This window comes from Halorarum halophilum (assembly GCF_013401515.1).
GTDB classification, from domain to species: domain Archaea; phylum Halobacteriota; class Halobacteria; order Halobacteriales; family Haloferacaceae; genus Halorarum; species Halorarum halophilum.
Genome location: NZ_CP058529.1, coordinates 32,048 through 52,802 on the forward strand (window position 1 = coordinate 32,048; position 20,755 = coordinate 52,802).

Genomic DNA, 20,755 nt, shown 5'->3' on the forward strand with positions numbered 1-20,755 from the left:
CCTCTCCGGCTGAAGGTTCTTATCCGAAGACGGGACCACCGTCCCCGTGCGCTGAGATCGGCGGCGCGCCGGGATGCGGTCGTGCGGCCCGACGGTGCGCCGGAACGGCCCCGAGCACGGCCGCCTGTCAGCCATCACCGAGCGACGCCGGACCCGCCAGCCGCCTCGACTTCCGCACCTTCTAAGTCTCGGTCGGCCGTTCGTTCACCCGATGAGTGGCTTCCGCACGCTGGAGGACCTTCCCGCCGACAGCCGCGTCCTCGTCCGCCTCGACCTCAACTCCCCCGTCGAGGACGGACGAGTGCAGGACAACCGCCGCTTCGACCGACACGCGACGACCGTCGCGGAACTCGCCGAGGCCGGCCACCGCGTCGCGCTCCTCGCCCACCAGGGCCGCCCGGGCAGGGATACCTTCGTCTCGCTGGAGCAACACGCGGACATCCTGGCGGAGCACGCCGGCGTCGACGTGGACTTCGTCCCGGACACCTTCGGCGAGGAAGCGGTCCAGACCATCCGGGAACTCGACGCGGGCGACGTGCTCCTCCTCGAGAACACCCGGATGACCGACGACGAACTCCCGGAGAAGGAGCCCGAGGAGCACGCGAACAGCGACTTCGTCGAGACGCTCGCGCCGGAGTTCGACGCCTACGTAAACGACGCCTTCTCCGCGGCTCACCGCAAGCACGCCTCGCTCGTCGGCTTCCCGCTCCGCCTCCCGAGCTACGCCGGGCGTGTGATGCAGACCGAGTACGAGGCGAACACGGCGATCGCCTCCCGGGAGTTCGAGGGCGACGTCACGATGGTCGTCGGGGGGACGAAGGCGACCGACGTGATCGGCGTGATGGAGTCCCTCGACGCGACGGTCGACACGTTCTGCCTCGGCGGCGTCGCCGGCGAACTGTTCCTCCGCGCCGCGGGGTACCCCGTCGGCCGGGACGTGGACACCGACCTGTTCGACGAGCAGTGGGACGCCAACGAGGACACGATCCGCGACGTGCTGGACGAGCGCGGCGAGCGGGTCGACCTCGCTTCGGACCTCGCGTTCGAGGGCGACGACGGCGAGCGCACCGAGATCGCCGTCGAGGACATCGAGGAGAAGGAGCACGCCTTCCTCGACGTCGGCTCCGAGACGGTAGCCGACTACGAGTCGGTCATCCGTGACTCCGAGGCAGTCTTCGTCAAGGGCGCGCTGGGCGTCTTCGAGGACGAGCGCTTCAAGGACGGCACCGTTGGCGTCCTGCGCGCCATCGCCGAGACGGACTGCTTCTCCGTCGTCGGCGGCGGCGACACGTCCCGGGCGATCGAGATGTACGGCATGGACGAGGCCGACTTCTCGCACGTCTCCATCGCCGGCGGTGCGTACATCCGCGCGCTGACGGGAGAGCCGTTGCCGGCGGTCGAACTACTGGAGCGGAACGCGGCCGGCGAGTTCGACGATTGACTCCTCACGGCCGGCACTGACGGCGGAGGCGTTACCGTTCGGCGGGTCACCGCCGCCGCTCCATCGTGGCACGCGGCGTGGGGCGTTCGAGCACCACGTTGAGTACCGCGCCGACGAGGAGGATTATCCCCGCGAAGTAGAGGAACAGGACGAACAGCAGGATCGCACCGAGGATACCGTACGCCGCGTATCGGCTCGCCTGTCCGGCGTAGTACGTGAACCCTACCTGGAGCAGAACGACCCCGACCGCCGCGAGCACCGTCCCCGGGAGCGCGTGTCGGACGGTGACTGGGACCGGGGGGAGCACGTAGTAGAGCGGCAGGAACGCGATCGCGACGACGACCACGGCGAGGACGTTCCCGACGAGACGCGGGTAGGGGATCCGGAACGAGCCGAACGTGAGCGCGAGTCCGGTCGCCGCCAGCAGGCCGAATGCGAGCAGGACGAGTCCGAACACCACTACGCCGTCCTTGAGCTGCTGGACGAGCGACGGGTCGGACTTGGTGTCGTACACCTCGGCGAACGCGGTCGAGAGGCCCCGGAACACCTTGAGTCCGCTCCAGAGTGCCAGGAGGAGCCCCGCGACGCCGGCGACGCCCCGGCCGCTCCCCCCGGTCAGCGCCCGTTCGAGTACCGTGGCACCGCTGGGCGACAGGTACGAACGGATCGCCGCGACGAACGCCTCCGCCGCCCCGAGATACGAGAGGACGGCGAGCGCGACGAGCAGGAGGGGTACGAGCGAGGCGAGCGCGTAGTGGGCGAAACTGGCCGCCATGAACGGGACGTTCCGGTCGCGAGTCGTTCCGACCACGCGGCGCGCGTCGTCGGCGAAGCTCACGTCGTCTCACCTGCCATGGTGCGCACATCGAGTTCCGGGTCCATGAGGGTTGTCGCCGTCGCCGGTCGGTTCGACGCACCGTCGACCGAGCTGAACGGGGTTGTGTCCCGGTCGGGACAGGCTTGATACGCCGTCCGCGCGAACGACGTCCCATGCGAATCGGCGTCGTCTCCGACACCCACGACAACGAGCGGTACGTCGAGGCCGCAGTCGACCTGTTCTCCGGGACAGCCGACGCGGTCGTCCACTGCGGCGATATCGTCGCCCCGTTCTCGGCCACACCGTTCGACGAGGATTTCGAGTTCTACGCCGTCCGCGGCAACAACGACGGCGAGTGGGCGCTCGCCGACACCGTTCGCTCCTTCGGCGCGTACCTCGGCGAGATGGGCGAACTCACCTTCGACGGGTACGAGTTCGCCGTCTACCACGGTACGAGCGAGCCCATCGTGGACGCGTTGGTCGAGTGCGGGAGCTACGACTACGTCCTGCGCGGGCACACCCACGAGCGCGTCCACGACGAACGCGACGGGACGATCCATCTCAACCCAGGCGGCGTACCGATTCCGGGGAACGAGGAGGAACCGGCGGGGATACTGATCGACACGGGGACCGGGGACGTGGAGTTCGAAGAACTGGGTTGAGGAGCGAGCCGCGAACCGGGTCGAAGTTTAGTCGTCCGCTTCCCGCGGTACGACCCGCCGGCGAGCGCCGTGGAACAGCGACTCCAGCCCGACGCCGAGCGTCTCGTCGGTCGTCGCCATGCTCGTCTGCTTGTCGTCGCGGTCGAGCAGCGCGCGGATCGCGTCGATGTTCTCCGGGATGACGTCCGACTCCTGGTGGATCGACTGGAACAGGTAGAGGTCCCGTCCCTCCGTCGAGATGGACTCCTCCCAGATGCAGTTCTCCCAGAGGTCGCCTCGCGGACGTCCGGTGTCCTGGGCGAACTCCTTCAGTTTGCCCGTGCCGTCGATGCCGGCCTCCTCGGGCACGAGGAACAGCCGTGACTCGTCCGAGAGCAACTTCCGGACGTCCGTGGCCGAGGGCTCCGCGTCGAGCGTGACGTTCACGGAGTGGAGGTGCATCAGGGTCGCGGGGACCTTCACGCCGAGCGTGTCGATGTCGACGTCGGGGAAGATGGTGTTCACGTCCGGGCCGTGGTGGGAGGGAACGGTGACGGGGTCGGGGAGGATGTCGTTGATCGGACCGCGGGACGTCTGTCCCGGGTCCCCTCCGCGTCGGACGAGCGTGACGCGCGCCTTCTCGACGCCGTAGGACTCGCGGAGCGGGGCGAGCAGGCGCGAGAGGCCCGTCGTGTTGCAGGAGACGACGCGGACGTAGTCGACGTCCTCGTCGGTGGCACCGTCGTAGTTGGCGCGCGCGACGAAGCTCGTGTCCGCGACGTCGGGATCCTCGCCGCCCTGGAACGTCGCCGGCGTGTCGTACTGTTCGTACAGTTCGCGGTTCTGTGCGCCGATGCCGGAGGGTGTCGTGTCCACGACCACGTCGGCCTTCATCACCATGTCCTCGACCTCGCCGGTGAGGTCGATGCCGGCCTCGTGGAACTGGTCCGCGCGGTCGGGGATCGCCGCGTACAGGGGATACCCCTTCCGGACGGCCGTCTCGGCCTCGTAGTTCGGTCGGGTCTTCGCGACCCCCGCGAGTTCCATGTCCGGTTGGGCAGCTACCGCGTCGGCGACGCGTTTGCCGATGGTGCCGTAGCCGTTGACGCCCACCTGAATCATCACTCGAACAACGCCCGCCGCGAGGGTTAATCGTTACGGACGAAACCCCGAGAAAACAACTACAGAGCGAGTAAGGCGGGCGAATCCGATATAGATACTTTCCGATGCCTCCCGCGGATCGTCGCCGGTTTGACCGCCAGTCGCGCTCCGATAAACCCTAACGCCCGGCGGCCGACCCCGTCCACATGGACGACGAACTCCGGGTCGCGGCCGAGACCGCGGTCCACCAGTGCATGAACCTCGGGGGCGACGAGTCCTTCCTCGTCGTCACCGACGACGAGCGCGAGGAGATCGGCGAGGCCCTCTACGCGGTCGGCAGCGAGGTCACCGACGACAGCGTCGTCGCCCGCTACCCGCCGGGCGACCAGCACGGCGCCGAACCGCCGGGACCGGTCGCGGCCGCGATGCGCGACGCGGACGTCGTCGTCGCCCCGACCACGAAGAGCCTGAGCCACACCCGTGCACGCGGCGAGGCGAACGACCACGGCGCCCGCGTGGCGACGATGCCGGGCATCACGCGCGAGGTCATGCTCGCCGGCCTCGACGCCGACTACGCCGCCATCGAGCAACACTGCCACGACGTGCTCGAACAGGTCGCGACCGCCGAGAAGATCCGCGTGACGACGGGGAAGGGGACGGACATCACGTTCACCCGCGGGGACCGCGAGTGGCTCTCCGACACCGGGATGGTCCACGACGCGGGCCGGATGTCGAACCTTCCCGCCGGCGAGGTGTTCCTCGCGCCCGAGAGCGCCGACGGAACCTACGTCGTCGACGGGACGATGATGCCTCACGGCCTGCTCGAGAAGGGTCGGGAGCTCTCCTTCGAGGTGGCGGACGGGTACGTCACCGAGATCTCCGACGACGAGATCCGCGAACAGGTCGAGACCGCGGCCGAGGAGGTCGGCGACGCCGCGTACAACCTCGCCGAACTCGGCATCGGAACCAACGTCGGCGTGACGGAACTCGTCGGCTCGGTCCTGCTCGACGAGAAGGCGGCCGGCACCGTCCACGTCGCCATCGGCGACGACGCGGGCATCGGCGGCGATTCCGAGGCGCCGCTCCACCTCGACGGGATCGTCCGGGACCCGACGGTTACAGCGGACGGGGAGGAAGTGGAACTCCCTCGGCCGTAACGGAGCGTCGGACCAACTACTCGATCAGGACTCGGTCGCGTGTTTTCGTGCGAGTGCTCCCACGAAAACGAGCTTCAGCGCCATCGAGACCGCGGCCGCGAGTACGGCCCTGGCCGGTCGCCTCCGGTACGCGGAGAGCAGGGCGTACCCGAACACGATCGAGTTCAGCAGGTTGAGGCGGGTCCAGGCGCCGGGGTCGAACTCCTCGCGGAGCCACGCGCGCTCCGCGTCGACGACGCGGGTCATCCAGGCGAGGTCGTCGTCGCGGTCCACGGGCGGGAACGCCACGGGGTTCACGAGCGTGAAGCCGAGCGCCAGCGCGAGGGCGCGGCGGTCGCGTGCGTAGGCCGCGTAGAGGATCAGCGGCGTCGCGAGGAACCGCGACCAGCCGCTCCGCGGGTTCGCGTGGCGCTCCCAGAACCAGTCCGAGTCGGCGATGCGGGCGGCGAGGGACACGCCCGACGTACGCGGTACCGTCCCTAAATTCGTTCGTGTGCTGGCGTCCTGTCTGGCCAGTTAATCCAGATCGACCGGACACCCGCGTATCTCGCCGCCCCGCATGCCCTCCGCGAGCCAGTACAGCGAGAGTCCGAGGGGTACCAGCGCGAACAGGGTGAACTCGACTCCCTCGAACGGGAGCAACAGGAGCAGCCCCGACCCGCCGACGAGCGACAGCAGGCCGACCAGCACCGCGGACCCGCAGGCGGCACAGCCGGCACCGAGCGCGCCCAGGAGGACGCCGATGGCGCTGCCGGCCCCGCCGGCCCCGCCTGCCCCTCCCACGCTACCGGAATCACCGACATCGCTCACGTCCCCGCCCTCGCGTCCGAGCGAGATCCCGTGTTCGCGAACGTGGTAGGCCGCGACGGCGACGTTGACGCCGGTGAGCAGGGCGACGAGACCGAGTAACAGACCCGCCAGCGGGCCGTAGCTCGTGCCGACGAACGGGTACTGTTCGACCAGGATGGTGAGTCGCGCGTCGAGCGGGAGCGCCCCGCCGAGCACGGTGTCACGGACGAGCGCGACGTTCTGCGAGAGGACGAATCCGGAGAGCGCGAGCGCCGCCGCGCCGAGGGCGACGATGGCGTATAGGGGGACACCGAGTACCAACCGAACGGTCCGACCGACGAGCCTCGCGTCCCGGCGCGAGCGCGGAAGCCGCGGGAGCCGTCCCCGAACGCTCACAGTTCGAGGGCCAACGCGACGGTCTCGTAGCTCACGCTGCCGGACGCGCGGGTGCGGTACGTCCCGTCGCTGAACAGGAACAGCGTCGGCGTCCGGTTCGCCCCGGCGGCCTCACCGGCGTCGAGGTCGGCCTGCACGGCGTCGTCGTACGCCTCCGTCCTCGCGTCGGCGACGACCTCGTCCGCGTCGAGGTCGGTGTTGTCCGCGAGCCAGTCGCGGGTCCGCGGAAGCACGTTCTCCCCGTCGAAGGAACCCTGCTGGGCGAAGTAGTGGTCGAACAGCCCCCAGAAGGCGTCCGCGTCGCGGGCGTACGTCGCCTCCAGTGCCTGCGTCGCGGGTTCGCCCCAGGGGTAGATGATGGGGTAGGTGCGGACCACGAAGCGGAGACGGCCGTCGGCAACCGGCCCCTCGCGGAGTCGAGCGCCCGCTCCGCGCTCGAACTTCCGGCACGTCGGGCACGACGGGTCCTCGAAGGCGACGACGGTGGCCGGGGCGTCGGCCTCGCCGAGGGAGGGCTGGTCGTCGAGCCCTCGACTCGCCGGGTGCGTGCCGAGCGTCTCTGCGTCCTCGTCGCCGCCGTCGTCACCGTTCCCGTCACCTCCGGCACGGCTATCGCCACCGTCCCCGCCGCGGACGCCGCCGAGACAGCCGGCGAGCGCCGCCCCCGCGCCGATCGCCGCGAGCACCGTTCGACGCCTGTTCGTCATACTACTGACAACGTGACGGGATGACAGGCCGTTTTCCCGGTCGGGCGCGTGACATGCACGAGCGGTACGTTCCGTCGAGATCACTGGGAATCTACGGGGCGGTCGTCGCCGTCGCGAGGCACCGTCGAACCCGCCAATCGGCCCCACTCAGCACCCAACGTCCGCCAATCAGCACGGAGAGTTTAACAGTGGTCCCGAACTAGACCCGAGCGATGGACGTCGACAAACACGCCGAGGAGCTCGCCTCCGCTCTCGGCGAAGATAAAGAGGAGGTCAAGCAGGACTTGCAGAACCTACTGGAGTACAGCGTCCCCATCGACGAGGCCAAGCAGTCGGTCCGCCGGAAGTACAGCGGCGGCGGCGGCGTCGACGCGACCCCTACGTCGATGGATATCGCGGACATCACCACCGACTCGGGCAACGTGAGCGTCACCGCGCGCGTGCTGACCGTCGGCACCCGCAGCATCCGCTACCAGGGTGACGACACGACCATCCGCGAGGGCGAACTCGCCGACGAAACCGGGACGATCAGCTACACCGCCTGGCAGGACTTCGGCTTCGAGGAGGGCGAAACGATCACCGTCGGCAACGCCGGCGTGCGCGAGTGGGACGGCGAACCCGAACTCAACATGGGCGAGTCGTCCTCGGTGGCGCTCGAGTCCGACCCCCTCGAGGTCCAGTACGTGATCGGCGGCGAGCGCGACCTCGTCGACGTCGAGGCCGGCGACCGCGGCCTCACCGTCGAGGCCCGCGTGATGGAGGTCGAGGAGCGCGTCATCGACGGTCGCGACGGGGAGACCACCATCCTCTCCGGCGTGCTGGGCGACGAGACCGCACGGCTCCCGTTCACCGACTGGGACCCGACGCCGGAGGTCGAGGAGGGCGCGGAACTCCGCATCGAGGACGTGTACGTCCGGGAGTTCCGCGGCGTCCCCTCGATCAACCTCACCGAGTTCACGACCGTCTCCGAGGCCTCGGTCGAGGTGACCGACGAGGCGCCCCGCGTCTCCATCGCCGAAGCGGTCGGCTCCGGCGGGATGTACGACGTCGAGGTCGTCGGGAACGTGCTCGAGGTCCGCGACGGCTCGGGGCTCATCGAGCGCTGCCCCGAGTGCGGCCGGCTCGTCCAGAACGGGCAGTGCCGCAGCCACGGCCAGGTCGACCCGGAGGACGACCTCCGCGTGAAGGCCATCCTCGACGACGGGACCGACACCGTCACCGCCATCCTCGACCGCGACATCACGGAGGCCGTCTACGGCGGCACCCTTGAGGACGCCCTCGAGGCCGCCCGCGAGGCGATGAGCCGCGAGGTCGTCGCCGAGGACGTGCGCGGGAAGCTCGTGGGCCGGGAGTACCGCGTCCGCGGACACCTCTCCGTCGACGAGTACGGCGCGAACCTGGACGCGGACGAGTTCGAGGACAGCGAGGACGATCCCGCTGAGCGTGCGACTGCGGTGTTACGAGAGGTGAGCCAATGAGCTCGAACGGCGACGGCGACGACTCCGGGCCGGGCGCCCGCGAGGTCGCTCACCGGCTATTCGCCGCCGAGTTCGACGACGCCTCGCTGGAGTACTCCGAGAGCGACGAGGAGCGCGCCCCGAACTACGTCGTCACGCCGACGGGCCTGCGCGTGAACCGCCTGTTCGCCGTCGGCGTGCTCACGGAGGTCGAGTCGGTGAACGAGGAGACGGTCCGCGGCCGCGTGGTCGACACCACCGGCGCGTTCGTCACCTACGCCGGGCAGTACCAGCCCGACGAACTCGCCTTCCTCGACCGAACCACGCCCCCGGCGTTCGTCGCGCTCACGGGCAAGGCCCGGACGTTCCAGCCGGAGGACTCGGACGTCGTCTACACCTCGGTCCGCCCGGAAAGCATCAGCGAGGTCGATGCCGACACGCGCGACCGCTGGACCGTCTCCGCGGCGGAGGCGACGCTCGATCGCCTGGCCATCCTCGCCGCCGCACTGGAACTCGACGAACGGGGCGACGAGCTCCGCGCCCGGCTCGACGCCGCGGGCGCACCGGAGGCGCTCGCCAGCGGCATCCCCCGCGCGCTGGACCACTACGGGACGACGCCCGCCTACGTCGAGGCGGTCCGCCGTCTCGCCGTCGACGCGCTGGAGGTCGTCGCCGACGAGCGCGAGGAGGTCCGCGCGCTGGAGACCACTCCCGACGCGTCCGGACCGACCGAGATCGGTCCGCTCCCGGACCACGGGCTCGACCTCGCTGCGGCCCCCGACGAGCCGGCAGCGGAACCGACGACGACGGCCGAACCGACGACCGAGTCGGCCGCCGGCGCCTCGGACTCCGAGGAGGCGGCGTCCGCCTCCGAGGACGACGCAGAGACGACAGCGTCCGCCGGTTCGACGACGGCGGAGCAGGCGTCGGACGACGGCGCCGAATCGACCGCCTCGGCCGAATCGGCCGAGGCGCCCGCCGCGGGAACCGCAGACTCGGCACCGTCCGCCGAGACGGACGGTGACGCAGGGACGGATTCGCCGGCGAACGTGGAAGAGGGGACCGGGACGGAACCGGAGACGGCGGCGGCCGGCTCGACGGCCGCGGCCGCGACGGAGGCCGAAGTGGACGCCGTCTCGGCGGAGTCGAACGACGCGGGTTCGGCCGAGTCGACCTCGACCGAGGACGACACGTCCCCACAGTCGGACGAGTCCGACGGGGAACTCGGCGACTTCGACGAGGAGGGGCTTGGGGACTTCGAGGACACGGATCCCGAGGACTTCGAGGACGCGATCTCCGACGAGGAACGCCGCGAGGTCGAGGAGGAGCACGGTGTCGAGTTCGCGTCCGGCAGCGAGATGCCAGAACCCGGCGACGCCGGCATCGAGACGCCGGAACCGGAGGCCGACGAGGCCTCCGAATCCGAGGGGACGGGGAGTGCCGAGGCCGCCGAGACCGCCGAACCCGGAGGTGAGGTGGGGGATGTCGACGAGGAGGCCAAGACGGACGAACCCGCGTCCGCGGACGCGGCCGACGGCTCCACCGACGAGGAGCCGGGGGAGGACGTCGACCTCGAGGACGCGGTCGTCGACCTGATGGAGGAACTCGACGAGGGCGACGGTGCCGACCGGGGCGCGGTCGTCTCGGCCGCGGCCGAGCGGTTCGGCGTGACCGAGGACGAGGCCGACGACGCCGTTCAGGACGCGCTGATGAGCGGCAAGTGCTACGAGCCCAGCGAGGGGACGCTGAAGTCCATCTGAATGGCCGCGGACGCGCTCGTCGAACCGGTGCCCGACGCGCCCGCGGCGACCGCGGACCTCGGGGACGAGACGGGGCTCCTCGTCGCGGACTACCACGCGGGGATCGAGATTGGACTGCGGTACGAGCGCGGCGTGGAACTGGCGAGCGCGGCGGACGAGCGCCGCGAGCGGCTGTGTGGACTGCTTGCCGAGACCCGCGCCGACCGGCTCGTCGTCCTCGGCGACTTCGGGCATCGGATCGGCGAGACGGGCCGCACCGAGCGGGAGGAACTCCGCGACCTGCTCGACGCCGTCGGCGTGCCGGTGACGCTCGCGCTCGGGAACCACGACCCCGGCGTCGCCGAGGCGTTCGGCGACCGCATCGACGTGACGCCAGCGGACGGGGCCCGCCTCGGCGACGTGGGTATCCTCCACGGGCACACCTGGCCCGCGCCGGAGGTGCTCGCGGCCGACGTGGTCTGTATGGGGCACGAACACCCGTCGGTCAAGCTGGCCGACGAAGTCGGCGGCGCCCGTGTCGAACGGGCGTGGTTGCGCGGACCGCTCGCGCGGGAGGCGTTCGCGGACGCGGTCGACGTCGGCGAGTGGGGCGACCCCGAACTCGTCGTCTTCCCGGCGTTCAACGAGCGGTCCGGGGGAACGTGGGTGAACGTGGCCGGCCAGTCCTTCCTCTCGCCGTTCCTTCCCAACGGCCTGGAACGGGGTGACGTGTACCTGCTGGACGGAACGCGACTCGGCGAGTATCGCGCCGTCTGAGCGAATATCACGTCACCGGTTATCACACGTTTCCGACGGTTTCACGGCGTGTGCTAGCCGTTTTCATCCACCTCACTCACCGGAGGGTTTATGTATGCCAGCCCTGTAGCAATGAGTACCAGAACGCCTCCGGGGCGTCGTGGCACCGCACGCTGAATGATACGGGGTTCTCACACACATCCGAACGCTCGCAGATTTCCCGTAGCGATCGCCACATCCGGAGCAGTATGGTGTCGAGGTAACGAATCATGGTAACGAAAGAGGAAGTTCTCGAAGAGTACGGACTTGACCAGCTCGAAGAATCGCGAAACGTCGAACTCAACGACGAGAAGCTCGAAAACGGCTCCAAAGGGGCACTGATCAAACTCGCAGGTCAGCTCCGCGACCGCCGTAACGAGCTCAACCAGATGGCCTCCGAGCGCGCGTCCAAGCGCGACGACCTGAACGCCAAGACGCGCGAACAGGTCGACGAGGCCCAGGAACACCGCGAGAAGCGGGACGAGCTGAACGAGCAGGTTCAAGAACACAAGGAGTCACGCAACGAGCTGAACGCCGAGGCCAACGAGCTGTTCGACGAGGTCGAGCAGCGAAAGCAGGACCTCGAACTCAGCTCGGGCAAGTCCATCGACGAGCTCAAGGAGGAGATCGAGGACCTCGAGTTCAAGCAGCAGACCGAGGTGCTCTCCACCGAGGACGAGCGCGAACTCATCGAGAAGATCGAGGAGAAGCGCGAACAGCTCGCGGAGAAGAAGGGCAAGGTCGAGCAGAGCGGCGACCTGGAGGAGCTCATCGAGGAGGCCGAGGAGGTCCGCAGCGAGGCGTCCACCCACCACCAGAAGGTGACCGAACTCGCGGACGAGGCCCAGGAGCACCACAACCAGATGATCGAGGCCTACCGCGAGGCCGACGAGATCCGCGACGAGGCCGACGAGATGCACGAGCTGTTCGTCGAGGCCCAGGAGGCGGCCGACCGCCACCACGAAGACTTCGTCAGCGTCCAGAAGCGCCTGCGCGAGATGGACAAGGAGGAGGAGCAGGAGCGCAAGGCCGAGCGCGAGGAGAAGATGGAGGAGGAACGCGAGGAGGCCGAGGAGATCTACCAGAAGTTCAAGGAAGGCGAGACTCTCGACACCGAGGACCTGATGAAGCTCCAGAAGACGGGGCTTCTCTAAGCCGGCGTTCGAGTTTCGTTTTGCGCTGTATCTATTCACTCAGGTAGCTGTGGCTCTCTCGGGTGGACAGGCTGGCCGTTTCTCGTTCGCGGGCCCCCGCACCCACTTTTACGTCGCCGCCGTTCCTGCCCCGAGTATGGAAGACTCGACACAAAACGCCGTCCGGATACTCGGAATTCTGGCGGCCGCACTCCTGGCTGCGATCCTCGGGTACGTCCTCCTGTACCGCGTTCCGGCCGACATCACCGACCTGCTCGGCATCCTGCTCACCGTCGGACTCGTCCTGCTGGCGGTTCGGTTGGCGTCCCGCGTGCTCGCGCATCGGTTCGCCGACTACACCGTCGCGGAGGTCAAGGTGGCCGGGCCGATCACCCGAGACAGCGGGGGCGGGAGGCCCCTCCCCTCCTCGCCGACGACCCCTGACGCGGACGAGATCGTCGAGCAGATCGAGCGCGCCGATGACGACCCGAACGTCGAGGCGCTCATGCTGAAGCTCAACACGCCCGGGGGTGAGGTTGTCCCGAGCGACGACATCCGCCTCGCGGCGATGGAGTTCGACGGGCCGACCGTCGCGTACACGACCGACCTCTGCGCGTCGGGCGGGATGTGGATCGCCTCGGGCTGTGACGAACTGTGGGCGCGAGACGCGTCGCTCGTCGGCAGCATCGGCGTGCGCTTCTCCCAGACGCGGTTTGACGACCTCGCGGACCGGTACGGCATCTCCTACGAGCGCATCGTCTCGGGCGACTACAAGGACTCGCTCGGCGCCCCGTTCAAGGAACTGGAACCCCGCGAGCGCGAGTACCTCCAAGGGCTCTCGGACGCGTGGTACGACAACTTCGTCGAGCGCGTGGCCGACTCGTTCGACCTGACCGAGACCGCCGTGCGGGACACCGAGGCGCGCGTGTTCCTCGGCGAGGACGCCGCGAGCATGGGGCTCGTGACCGCGCTCGGCACCGACGAGGACGCCGAGGAGCGGGTCGGCGAACTCATCGGCGTCGAACCGGTCCGCGAGGAGTTCGAACCCCGGCGCGGGCTGACCGAACGGTTCCGCTTCGGCGCGGCCTCCGTCGCCTACGCGCTCGGCGCCGGCGCGGCGTCCGTGCTCGCCGGCGAGGACGGCGGGCTGGAACTGTAGCGGATCGGAACCGCCGGTCCCTCGCGATCAGTCGTCCACGACCGCCACCGCCTCCACCTCGACGAGCATCGCCGGGTCGACCAGCGCCGACACCTCCACCAGCGTCGTCGCCGGCCGTACCTCCCCGAACGCCTCGCCGTGGGCGCGTCCGACGGCCTCCCAGTCGTCGACGTCGGTGACGAACAGCCGGGTCCGGACGACGTCTTCGAGTCCGCTGCCGGCTTCCACCAGCGCGGTCTCGACGTTCCCGATGGCCACCTTCGTCTGCTCTGCAGCGTCGCCCCGACCGACGACCTCGCCGTCGTCGCCGGTCGCGGTGGTGCCGGCGACCTCGACGCGGTCGCCGACCCGGACCGCCCGCGAGTAGCCGACGGCCGACTCCCACTCGGTGCCCGAAGAGACCCGTTTCCGTGCCATGCTGGCGGCTCTCGTCCGGGCGGGGAAAACCCTCCGTCGTACTCATGTGAGGGGTTTTTCACCGGGGACTCCCTCGGCACGACCGTGACGACGCTGGTCCTCTGCGTGGACCGATCGAACGACGTCGGCCGGAAGGCCGGCGTCGAGACCCCGGTCGTCGGCTGGGAGGCGGTCCGCTCGCTCGTGACTGACCTCGGGCTGGCGGACCCGGAGGACGTCGGCGTCAATACGCTGCTCGAATCGCTCCGCGTCGCTCGCGACCTCCAGGACGGCGGCGAGGAGGCGGTCGTCGCGGTCGTCTCCGGCGCGGGCGACTCGGCCGTCCGGGCCGACCGCGCGATCGCCCGCCAGGTGGACGACCTCGTCGCGAACTACGACGTCGACTCGGCCGTGGTCGTCATCGACAGCGCCGCCGACGAGCGCGCGGTCCCCATCGTCGAATCGCGACTCACCGTCGACTCGGTCGACCGCGTGGTCGTCCGGCAGGCCCGCGACATCGAGTCGACGTACTACCTCCTCAAGCAGTTCCTGGCCGACGAGGAGCTCCGCGAGACGGTGCTCGTCCCGGTCGGCGTCGGCCTGCTCATCCTCCCCGCGCTACTCTACCAGTTCTCGACCGCCGTCGCCGTCGCCGGCGTCGCCTCGCTGTTCGGCGCGATGCTGCTGTACTACGGGCTCGGAATCGACACGTTCGTCGAGAGCCTCCCGGACCGGGCGCGGGAGGCGCTCTACTCGGGGCAGGTGTCGGTCGTCACCTACGTCGTCGGCCTCGGGCTGACGCTCGTCGGCGCGTTCCTCGGCCTGCTGGAGGCCTCCCCGACGGACGGCGTGACGTTCGTCGCCGTCATGGAGTTCGCCTACAGCGCCGTCCCGTGGCTCGCGCTCGCGGCGCTCACCGCCTCGTTCGGCCGCCTGCTCGACGAGCTCATCCGCGACGAGGGCGTGCGGACGCCGTACCTCAACCTCCCGTTCGGCGTCGTCGCGCTGGGGCTCGTCGTGCGGGGGTTCACGGGCTGGTTCCTCGAACGCGAGGCCGGCCGGCCGGCGCTCTACGTCCTCGGGGCGCCGCTGGCCCCGACCGAACGGCTCGCCCTGTTCATCGTCTCCGCAATCCTGCTCGCGCTCGTCGGCGTGCGCGTCGCGGCGACGATGTCCGACGAGGCCCTCGACGACGTCATCGACGACGGGTTCGGCGGCAGCGAGAACAGGTAGTCGACGCCGACTCTGGAGGGGACTCCTCTCACTCGGACGCCGGCCGGACGACGTCCGCGAGCGCGACGAGCACGCCGAGCAGCCAGCCGAGCGGGACGGCGATGGCGAACCACATCAGCACGTACGCGACGCCCTGAAGCTGGAACCGCGAACGGAGCAGTTCGTCGATGCCGCCGACCGCGAGGACGTTGTCGAGCAGCCAGATCGCGAACGTCTGGCTGTTCGCGAACACCACGTCGGCGAGCGACGGCGAGTAGAGCGCGGCGACGACCGGCGGGAGGAAGAAGGCCGTCATCGCGGCGGGGTACGCGAACACGATGCTCGTGATCCGGCCGCCGACCCTGGAGAACAACACCGCGAGCGCGGCCGACACCGTGGCGACGACGCTCGCGACCGCGACCGCGACGAAGCCGTTGAAGGAGATCTGGCTGAGCCACGTGGCAGCCGTCAGCGACCCCCACACGAGCAGGGACGCGAGGACCACGCCGACGACGCCGACGCGGGCCACGGCTGTGTCGACCCGGCTAGCGTAGAAGCGGGCGGCGAACCCGACCAGCAACAGGGGGTAGCCGATCGCGACGAGTGGGGCGCCCAGCGCGGCCCAGAGGTAGTACGCGAGCTTCTGCGGGTCGGTCTCCGGGTGCCACTTGCCGACGACGCGCCCCGGATCGAGCTGTCGCGGGAACACCAGTTCCATCCACGTCGCGTGTAGGCGCTCGATGTCGATTCGGAGCGCGCCCAGCAGTCCCGGCGAAGCGCGTCGTTCCATCGGAGGGGTAGAGCCGGGGGTGCCGATTGAAGGTTACGACTTTCCGACCACTTGGTTCGGACCGGTCGTCGGTCGTGTTACCTCGTCTACCTATCCGGCACTGCAGTCGGCCGAACGATCCGTCGACTCACCGGTTCCACGGACCGAAGTCCGGGTCGATCTGGCGGTCCGACCCATCGATGTCGTCGATGGCGGCGACGTCCTCGTCGTCGAGGTCGAGCGCGAGCGACTCCCAGTTGTCGCGGATGTGCGCCTCCCCCGTCGCCTTCGGGATGGCGGTGACGCCCTTCTCGCGCAGCCACGCTAGGCTCACCTGCGCGGGGCTGGCGTCGTGCTTCTCGGCGACCTCCCGGATCTCGGGAACGTCGAACACCTCGCCGCGCGCGAGCGGCGAGTAGGCGACGACCTCCACGTCGTGCTCGGCACACGTCTCGCGGATCTCGTCCTGCTGGAGCAGCGGGTGGCACTCGACCTGGTTGGCGAAGATCGGCGCGTCCGAGAGTCCGGCCGCTTCCTCGATCTGCTCGGGCAGGAAGTTCGACACGCCGATCCGGTCGACGAGCCCCTCGTCGTACAGTTCGTCGAACGCGTCGAGCGTGGCCTCCGCCTCGTACTCGCCGGCCGGCCAGTGGACGTACAGGAGGTCGACGGAGTCGACGCCCAGATCGTCGAGGCTCCCGCGGGTCGTCTCGTGGACGTCCTCGGGCGCGAGGTTGTCCTTCCACACCTTCGTCGCGAGGAACACGTCCTCGCGGTCGACGTCGGCGTCGGCGATGCCGTCCCCGACGGCGGCCTCGTTGCGGTACACCTGTGCGGTGTCGATGTGGCGATATCCCATGTCCAGCGCCGTCGCCACGCTCGACCGGCACTCCTCCGGGTCGTCGTTCTGCCAGGTGCCGAGCCCCAGCATCGGCATGTCGTTCGCGCGCGGTGCCTCCTCGGCGGAGAGCGACTGCTGGTCGGTCATCACCGAACCTACTGTCGTGACGGGGAAAGGGGTTGTGACAGGGCTCCCCTCTGCCGGTTTGCGGTGTGGTAGCGTCGGGCGATGTTGTGTGAACGACGTCGTGGTTCCCTACGCGCGGGGCCGACGACTCACCCGATGTAGCGGAGTTCGTCCTCGCTCGGCATCCCGCCGCCGCCCTGCATCTCCTGGATCTTGCCGACGACCTCCTCCATCTCCTCGGCGCGCTCCTCGAGGTCAGCGAAGTCGACCTCGAAGCCGAGCGCGTTCTGGAGCACTTCGAGGACCGCCTGCGCGCTCTTGGGGTCGACGAGGTAGCCGGACGTCTCGCCCATCAGGCACGCCGCGTTCAGCCCGCGTCGCCCGCCGAGCCCGAGCACGAGCCCCGAGACGCCGACGATGCCGCCGGCCGGTTCGTCCTCCCTGAACTCCACGCCCGCCTCCTCGAGCCCCTCCCTCGCGTCGCGGTCGCTCACCGCGCCGAGTACGTCGTACTCGTCGTCCTCGATGAGTTCGCCGGTGGGGACGCCGCCGAGCGCGAAGGCACGCTCGCAGCCGAACTCCTCTGCCACGTCGAGGAACGCGTCCGTGAGGGTGTAGTGGCCCTCGTTGCTCGCGGCCTGGTGGTCGCCAGTGAGGACCAGCAGGTCGACGCCCTCGGCGTCGACGTGGTGGAACTCGGCGTGTGTGAGTTCGGTGACGCCCTCGTCGTCGACGGTCACCTGCGGCGGGAACTGGGTGGTGTAGACGCGTCGGACGAGCGTCCCGTCGAACTCCTCGACGAGGTGTTCGGCGACGAGTTTTCCGACGTGGCCGACGCCCGGCAGCCCCTCGATGAACGTGGGGTCCTCGAGGTCGGGGTCCGACACGACCTCGATGTCGATAGGTTCCATGTTCGTGAGACGGGGGTGCGCTTCATAAAGGGTCGTCGGCTTGGAATCGGGTTTTGGTGGTTTCGTTGGCTCGGAGCGTGTAGGTCCCTTTTCTCCACAGAATCGGAATGGTCCGAAAGCCCCCGCGGCTCTCGGCTCTCCCGTAGCTGTGCGAACCCCGACGAAGCAAACACCACAGCGCGACCGAAGGGAGCGCGAGGGTCAGGTGAGCGCTAGCGAACGCGACTTCCGGGGAGCTTGTTCCGAGGTAAAGCGCAGCGAGGCGCGGGAACGCAGAAGTCAGGGGGCTTTCAAGCCATCAGTAACCGTCTCACACGATCCGGACTCGCCGAATTCCACGGCTGTGATCCCGACTACTCGGAACCCGACGAAGAGGACCGTTCACGCGCACGACGCCGATACTCGCCGTACGGGTCCTCGGGGCTGAACGGCGCGGGCGCGGAGTTCACCGCGTCCGCGCCACACTCCGGGCACTCCGAATGCAGCGTGTACACCGGTCGCTCGTGACGGCCCTCCCACGCCGAACAAACTTTGATGTCCGATTTCACGAGTTCCTCACCTCCGAGCCCACGCGACGTCGAACTACTCGTCCTCGGTCTCGCGGTCGCGGTGGAACGAACCCTTCCCGCCCGCGGCCTCGATGGACTGGCGCGCGCGCTCAGCCGACTCCTCCAGTTCGTTCTCGGCGACCTTGTAGTCCGGCGCACGGACCCTGATGCGGTACTCCGGGGCGCCGACGTAGGAGACGTCGAGTTCGACCTCGTCGGGCACCTCGCCGTTGCCCTCCGCGGCCTTCAGCGCCGCCTTCACGTCGTCCACGCCGTCCGCCTCCGCGGACTCGAGGTCGACGAAGCCCGTGACGTTCACGTACGGGACGGAGACGTTCTCGCGGGCCGCCTCGACGATGGCCGCGATCTCCTCGCCGTCGAGGTCGGTGTCCTTGAGCGCCTCCTCGCCGTGGATGGCGGCCGCCTCGAAGCCGTCGTACATTGAGCCGAACTCGTGGTAGAGCGCCTCGGCGACGCGCGTGTACTTGTCGTCGCTCACGTCCTCGCCGAACGCGATGGTCATCCAGTTGTCCGCCTTGCGCTCGTTCTTCCACTCCTGGATCTTGTCCGAGCGCTGGTGGTCGTTGACGTCCTTGATCGAGAGGTCGATCTGCTGGGACGACTCGTCGACGTCGAGCACCTTCGCCACGACGCGCTCGCCGACGTTCACGTGGTCGCGGATGTTCTTGATCCACCCGCTCGCCACCTCGCTCACGTGCGTGAGCCCGCGTTTGTCCTCGTACTCGTCCAGGTCCACGAACACGCCGAAGTCGGTGATCTCGTCGACCTCGCCGACGACGAGTTCGCCCTTCTCGGGCCAGCCGCTGAATTTCATGTCCGCTTGTTACGACCGGAGCGTAATACGGTTTCCCTCTTGCGGCGGCGTTCGCGGGGCTCGGTCGGCCGGAGCCGCTCACTGACGCGGCTCCGGGATCGCTGACGTGAGCGCAGCCGCTCGGGAACGGGGAGTGCGGAAGAAGTCGCCCGGCTCGGGCCGCTTACGCGCGCTGTTCGACGGTCTCGACGACCTCGCCGGCGAACGTGGCGTCGCCGCCGGTCGGGGTGGCGAGCGTCGTGCCGCAGACGGCGCAGTTGACCACCGAGGACGCCTTGCCGAAGACGACCTGCTCGTTGTCGCAGTCCGGGCACTGGATGCGGAAGAAGTTCCCTGCCATCGTTACTCCTGGAACGTCAGCCGGCCGGCGCGCCAGCCCTCGCGCATGTGGGCCTTGCCGCACTCGCTGCAGCGGTACTTGAGGTGGGTCTTCTTCGTCGGCTTGTCGCCACCCGGCACCTTCGAGAACTTGCCGGCGTTCCCGATGACGGACGTGCCGCGGGCCTGCTGGCGGTCGGTCCACTTCATGCCGGTCTCGCGGCCCCGGCGGACCTTCTCCACTTCGACCTCGTGGTGGGCGTTACAGTGCGGGCAGTACGTGTTCAGGCGTCGTGGCATCTCCATAGCGAAATCTCCTCTTGGACGTCCGTACTGGGGCACCGCTTAAAACGCATTTGGTCCGTCGTCGACGGCGTGCGTGTCGTTCGCACATCGTCACCGGGTTCCAGCCCGTCGCCGATCGTCGGTCCGCCGGTCACTCCGCGTCGACGTGGGGGAGCCAGCCGTGGTCCGGTTCGACGCGACCGGCCAGAAGCGCGTTGAGGACGACGCCGAGCAGCAGCGCGAGCGCGGCGACGTACAGCCAGGAGAGGACGAGCAGGACGCCGCCGGCGAGGCCGTACAGCTTGACGCTCTCGGCCGTGGAGAAGTAGAGCCGGAACCCGAGCATGGAGACGGTCCACAGCCCCGCCGCGAACGCCGCCCCCGGGAGCACCTGGCGGACCGTCGAGTCGATCGCGAGCAGGTAGTACATCGGGACGAACAGCGCGACGAGCCCCGCGAACAGGAGCACCGGGCCGAGGAACACCCACAGGATACCCGAGACCGCGACGGCGAGCGCGGCCCCACCGACGGCCAGGCCGACGAGGCCGATGGAGACGGTCGCCAGCACGAGCAGGCTGTCGAGGAGATGCTGGACCAGCGAGCGGCTCTTCCGCTCGCCGTACAGCGCGACGAAGTTGCTGTCGACGGCGCGGAACATCCGGAGGCCGCTCCAGCTCGTGATGACCAGCGCGAGCACGACCGCACGGCTCTGCCCCGGCGCGTCGCCGCCGAACTGCTGGAGGAGCGACTGGAGCCGCTGGGGGTTGACTCCGGCCACGCGTTCGACGAAGGCGGGGATACCCGCGAGGTTCCCCGTCGCGGAGAACACGGTGATCACCAGCAGCAGCAGGGGAAGCAGCGCGTTGAACGCGTAGTATCCGAGGCTCGCCGCGCTCACCCCGATCTGCTCCTCCCGACCGACAGCGAGCATCGCCCGCAGCGTGTCCATCGGCCCCCGCGTGGAGTCCATGCGTGGCGGTGTGGGGCCTCCCTCAAAGCAATCGCGGTGTCGGAACTGTACGCGGTAGTGGACGTTCGCACGATTCGACTACCTTCGAAACGAGTTCCGCAGTCCGTTCTACGCCGGCGTCCGCTACGGTTCTACGCCAGCGGCGTGCGCTCGACGACCGTCCCAGTCCCACCTTTTTCCTCGTCGATGACGCTCGGACGTCCGAGGCCTCC

Annotated in this window: 23 protein-coding genes; 9 read left to right on the top strand and 14 right to left on the bottom strand. The window is 69.1% G+C overall.

Annotated features, from left to right (window positions below; all coding sequences use genetic code 11):
- The first annotated feature begins 211 nt into the window (after window positions 1-211).
- Window positions 212-1,441 (top strand): phosphoglycerate kinase, encoded by a 1,230-nt coding sequence (locus tag HUG10_RS00180; RefSeq protein ID WP_179167627.1) that lies wholly within the window; start codon window positions 212-214, stop codon window positions 1,439-1,441.
- 46 nt (window positions 1,442-1,487) lie between these two features.
- Here HUG10_RS00180 and HUG10_RS00185 read toward each other — a convergent pair whose 3' ends face one another.
- Complete coding sequence (locus HUG10_RS00185; RefSeq protein WP_246310192.1) at window positions 1,488-2,279, bottom strand: YihY/virulence factor BrkB family protein; 792 nt, start codon at window positions 2,277-2,279, stop codon at window positions 1,488-1,490.
- Window positions 2,280-2,431: 152 nt separating this feature from the next.
- Between HUG10_RS00185 and HUG10_RS00190 the strand changes: the two genes are divergently transcribed.
- Entirely contained in the window at window positions 2,432-2,920 is a 489-nt protein-coding gene (locus HUG10_RS00190) for a metallophosphoesterase (RefSeq protein WP_179167628.1), read from the top strand.
- Window positions 2,921-2,947: 27 nt separating this feature from the next.
- Here HUG10_RS00190 and HUG10_RS00195 read toward each other — a convergent pair whose 3' ends face one another.
- Window positions 2,948-4,021 (bottom strand): type II glyceraldehyde-3-phosphate dehydrogenase, encoded by a 1,074-nt coding sequence (locus HUG10_RS00195; RefSeq protein ID WP_179167629.1) that lies wholly within the window; start codon window positions 4,019-4,021, stop codon window positions 2,948-2,950.
- A gap of 185 nt (window positions 4,022-4,206) precedes the next feature.
- Here HUG10_RS00195 and HUG10_RS00200 point away from each other — a divergent pair, with 185 nt between their 5' ends.
- A complete protein-coding gene (locus tag HUG10_RS00200) occupies window positions 4,207-5,157 on the top strand; it encodes an aminopeptidase (RefSeq protein WP_179167630.1) in 951 nt (316 codons plus the stop codon).
- 24 nt (window positions 5,158-5,181) lie between these two features.
- Here the strand turns inward: HUG10_RS00200 and HUG10_RS00205 are convergent, their stop codons facing one another.
- The 3 genes from HUG10_RS00205 to HUG10_RS00215 are packed head-to-tail and all read right to left on the bottom strand — an operon-like array spanning window position 5,182 to window position 7,049.
- The gene (locus HUG10_RS00205; protein WP_179167631.1) at window positions 5,182-5,613 is read right to left on the bottom strand and encodes a DUF6653 family protein; all 432 of its coding nucleotides are present in this window, start codon (window positions 5,611-5,613) and stop codon (window positions 5,182-5,184) included.
- Between the two features lie 60 nt (window positions 5,614-5,673).
- Window positions 5,674-6,342: a hypothetical protein gene (locus tag HUG10_RS00210; RefSeq protein WP_179167632.1), complete on the bottom strand. Its 669-nt coding sequence runs from the start codon at window positions 6,340-6,342 to the stop codon at window positions 5,674-5,676.
- Complete coding sequence (locus tag HUG10_RS00215) at window positions 6,339-7,049, bottom strand: DsbA family protein (protein ID WP_179167633.1); 711 nt, start codon at window positions 7,047-7,049, stop codon at window positions 6,339-6,341. Before HUG10_RS00215 ends, HUG10_RS00210 begins: the two co-directional genes overlap by 4 nt.
- 212 nt (window positions 7,050-7,261) lie before the next feature.
- Between HUG10_RS00215 and HUG10_RS00220 the strand changes: the two genes are divergently transcribed.
- The 5 genes from HUG10_RS00220 to HUG10_RS00240 all read left to right on the top strand — a co-directional run bounded on the left by HUG10_RS00220 (window position 7,262) and on the right by HUG10_RS00240 (window position 13,332).
- The gene (locus tag HUG10_RS00220; protein ID WP_179167634.1) at window positions 7,262-8,527 is read left to right on the top strand and encodes a Single-stranded DNA binding protein; all 1,266 of its coding nucleotides are present in this window, start codon (window positions 7,262-7,264) and stop codon (window positions 8,525-8,527) included.
- Window positions 8,524-10,266, top strand: coding sequence for a hypothetical protein (locus HUG10_RS00225; RefSeq protein ID WP_179167635.1), 1,743 nt, complete (start codon window positions 8,524-8,526; stop codon window positions 10,264-10,266). Before HUG10_RS00220 ends, HUG10_RS00225 begins: the two co-directional genes overlap by 4 nt.
- The gene (locus HUG10_RS00230) at window positions 10,267-11,022 is read left to right on the top strand and encodes a metallophosphoesterase (RefSeq protein WP_179167636.1); all 756 of its coding nucleotides are present in this window, start codon (window positions 10,267-10,269) and stop codon (window positions 11,020-11,022) included. It begins immediately after the preceding gene.
- Between the two features lie 248 nt (window positions 11,023-11,270).
- Complete coding sequence (locus HUG10_RS00235; protein ID WP_179167637.1) at window positions 11,271-12,194, top strand: coiled-coil protein; 924 nt, start codon at window positions 11,271-11,273, stop codon at window positions 12,192-12,194.
- A 136-nt stretch (window positions 12,195-12,330) separates the two neighbouring features.
- Window positions 12,331-13,332, top strand: a complete 1,002-nt coding sequence (locus HUG10_RS00240) for a S49 family peptidase (protein ID WP_179167638.1) — start codon at window positions 12,331-12,333, stop codon at window positions 13,330-13,332.
- Window positions 13,333-13,359: 27 nt separating this feature from the next.
- Here the strand turns inward: HUG10_RS00240 and HUG10_RS00245 are convergent, their stop codons facing one another.
- Complete coding sequence (locus HUG10_RS00245) at window positions 13,360-13,749, bottom strand: RidA family protein (protein WP_179167639.1); 390 nt, start codon at window positions 13,747-13,749, stop codon at window positions 13,360-13,362.
- 84 nt (window positions 13,750-13,833) lie between these two features.
- Between HUG10_RS00245 and HUG10_RS00250 the strand changes: the two genes are divergently transcribed.
- On the top strand, window positions 13,834-14,961 hold the full coding sequence (locus HUG10_RS00250; protein ID WP_179167640.1) for a DUF373 family protein: 1,128 nt from the start codon (window positions 13,834-13,836) through the stop codon (window positions 14,959-14,961).
- Between the two features lie 28 nt (window positions 14,962-14,989).
- On the opposite strand, the gene HUG10_RS00255 is transcribed toward HUG10_RS00250, so the two are convergent.
- From HUG10_RS00255 to HUG10_RS00290, 8 genes are all read right to left on the bottom strand, one after another.
- A complete protein-coding gene (locus HUG10_RS00255) occupies window positions 14,990-15,703 on the bottom strand; it encodes a hypothetical protein (protein ID WP_179170948.1) in 714 nt (237 codons plus the stop codon).
- Between the two features lie 154 nt (window positions 15,704-15,857).
- A complete protein-coding gene (locus tag HUG10_RS00260; RefSeq protein WP_179167641.1) occupies window positions 15,858-16,697 on the bottom strand; it encodes an aldo/keto reductase in 840 nt (279 codons plus the stop codon).
- A gap of 128 nt (window positions 16,698-16,825) precedes the next feature.
- The gene (locus HUG10_RS00265) at window positions 16,826-17,587 is read right to left on the bottom strand and encodes a proteasome assembly chaperone family protein (RefSeq protein ID WP_179167642.1); all 762 of its coding nucleotides are present in this window, start codon (window positions 17,585-17,587) and stop codon (window positions 16,826-16,828) included.
- Window positions 17,588-17,940: 353 nt separating this feature from the next.
- Complete coding sequence (locus HUG10_RS00270) at window positions 17,941-18,135, bottom strand: RNA-protein complex protein Nop10 (RefSeq protein ID WP_179167643.1); 195 nt, start codon at window positions 18,133-18,135, stop codon at window positions 17,941-17,943.
- 34 nt (window positions 18,136-18,169) lie between these two features.
- Window positions 18,170-18,970, bottom strand: a complete 801-nt coding sequence (locus HUG10_RS00275) for a translation initiation factor IF-2 subunit alpha (RefSeq protein WP_179167644.1) — start codon at window positions 18,968-18,970, stop codon at window positions 18,170-18,172.
- 163 nt (window positions 18,971-19,133) lie between these two features.
- Window positions 19,134-19,310 carry a 30S ribosomal protein S27e gene (locus tag HUG10_RS00280; protein ID WP_179167645.1) on the bottom strand — a complete coding sequence of 59 codons (177 nt, stop codon included), beginning with the start codon at window positions 19,308-19,310 and terminating at the stop codon, window positions 19,134-19,136.
- Between the two features lie 2 nt (window positions 19,311-19,312).
- Complete coding sequence (locus tag HUG10_RS00285) at window positions 19,313-19,594, bottom strand: 50S ribosomal protein L44e (RefSeq protein WP_179167646.1); 282 nt, start codon at window positions 19,592-19,594, stop codon at window positions 19,313-19,315.
- A 130-nt stretch (window positions 19,595-19,724) separates the two neighbouring features.
- Window positions 19,725-20,543, bottom strand: coding sequence for a YihY/virulence factor BrkB family protein (locus HUG10_RS00290; protein ID WP_179167647.1), 819 nt, complete (start codon window positions 20,541-20,543; stop codon window positions 19,725-19,727).
- Between the last annotated feature and the right edge of the window lie 212 nt (window positions 20,544-20,755).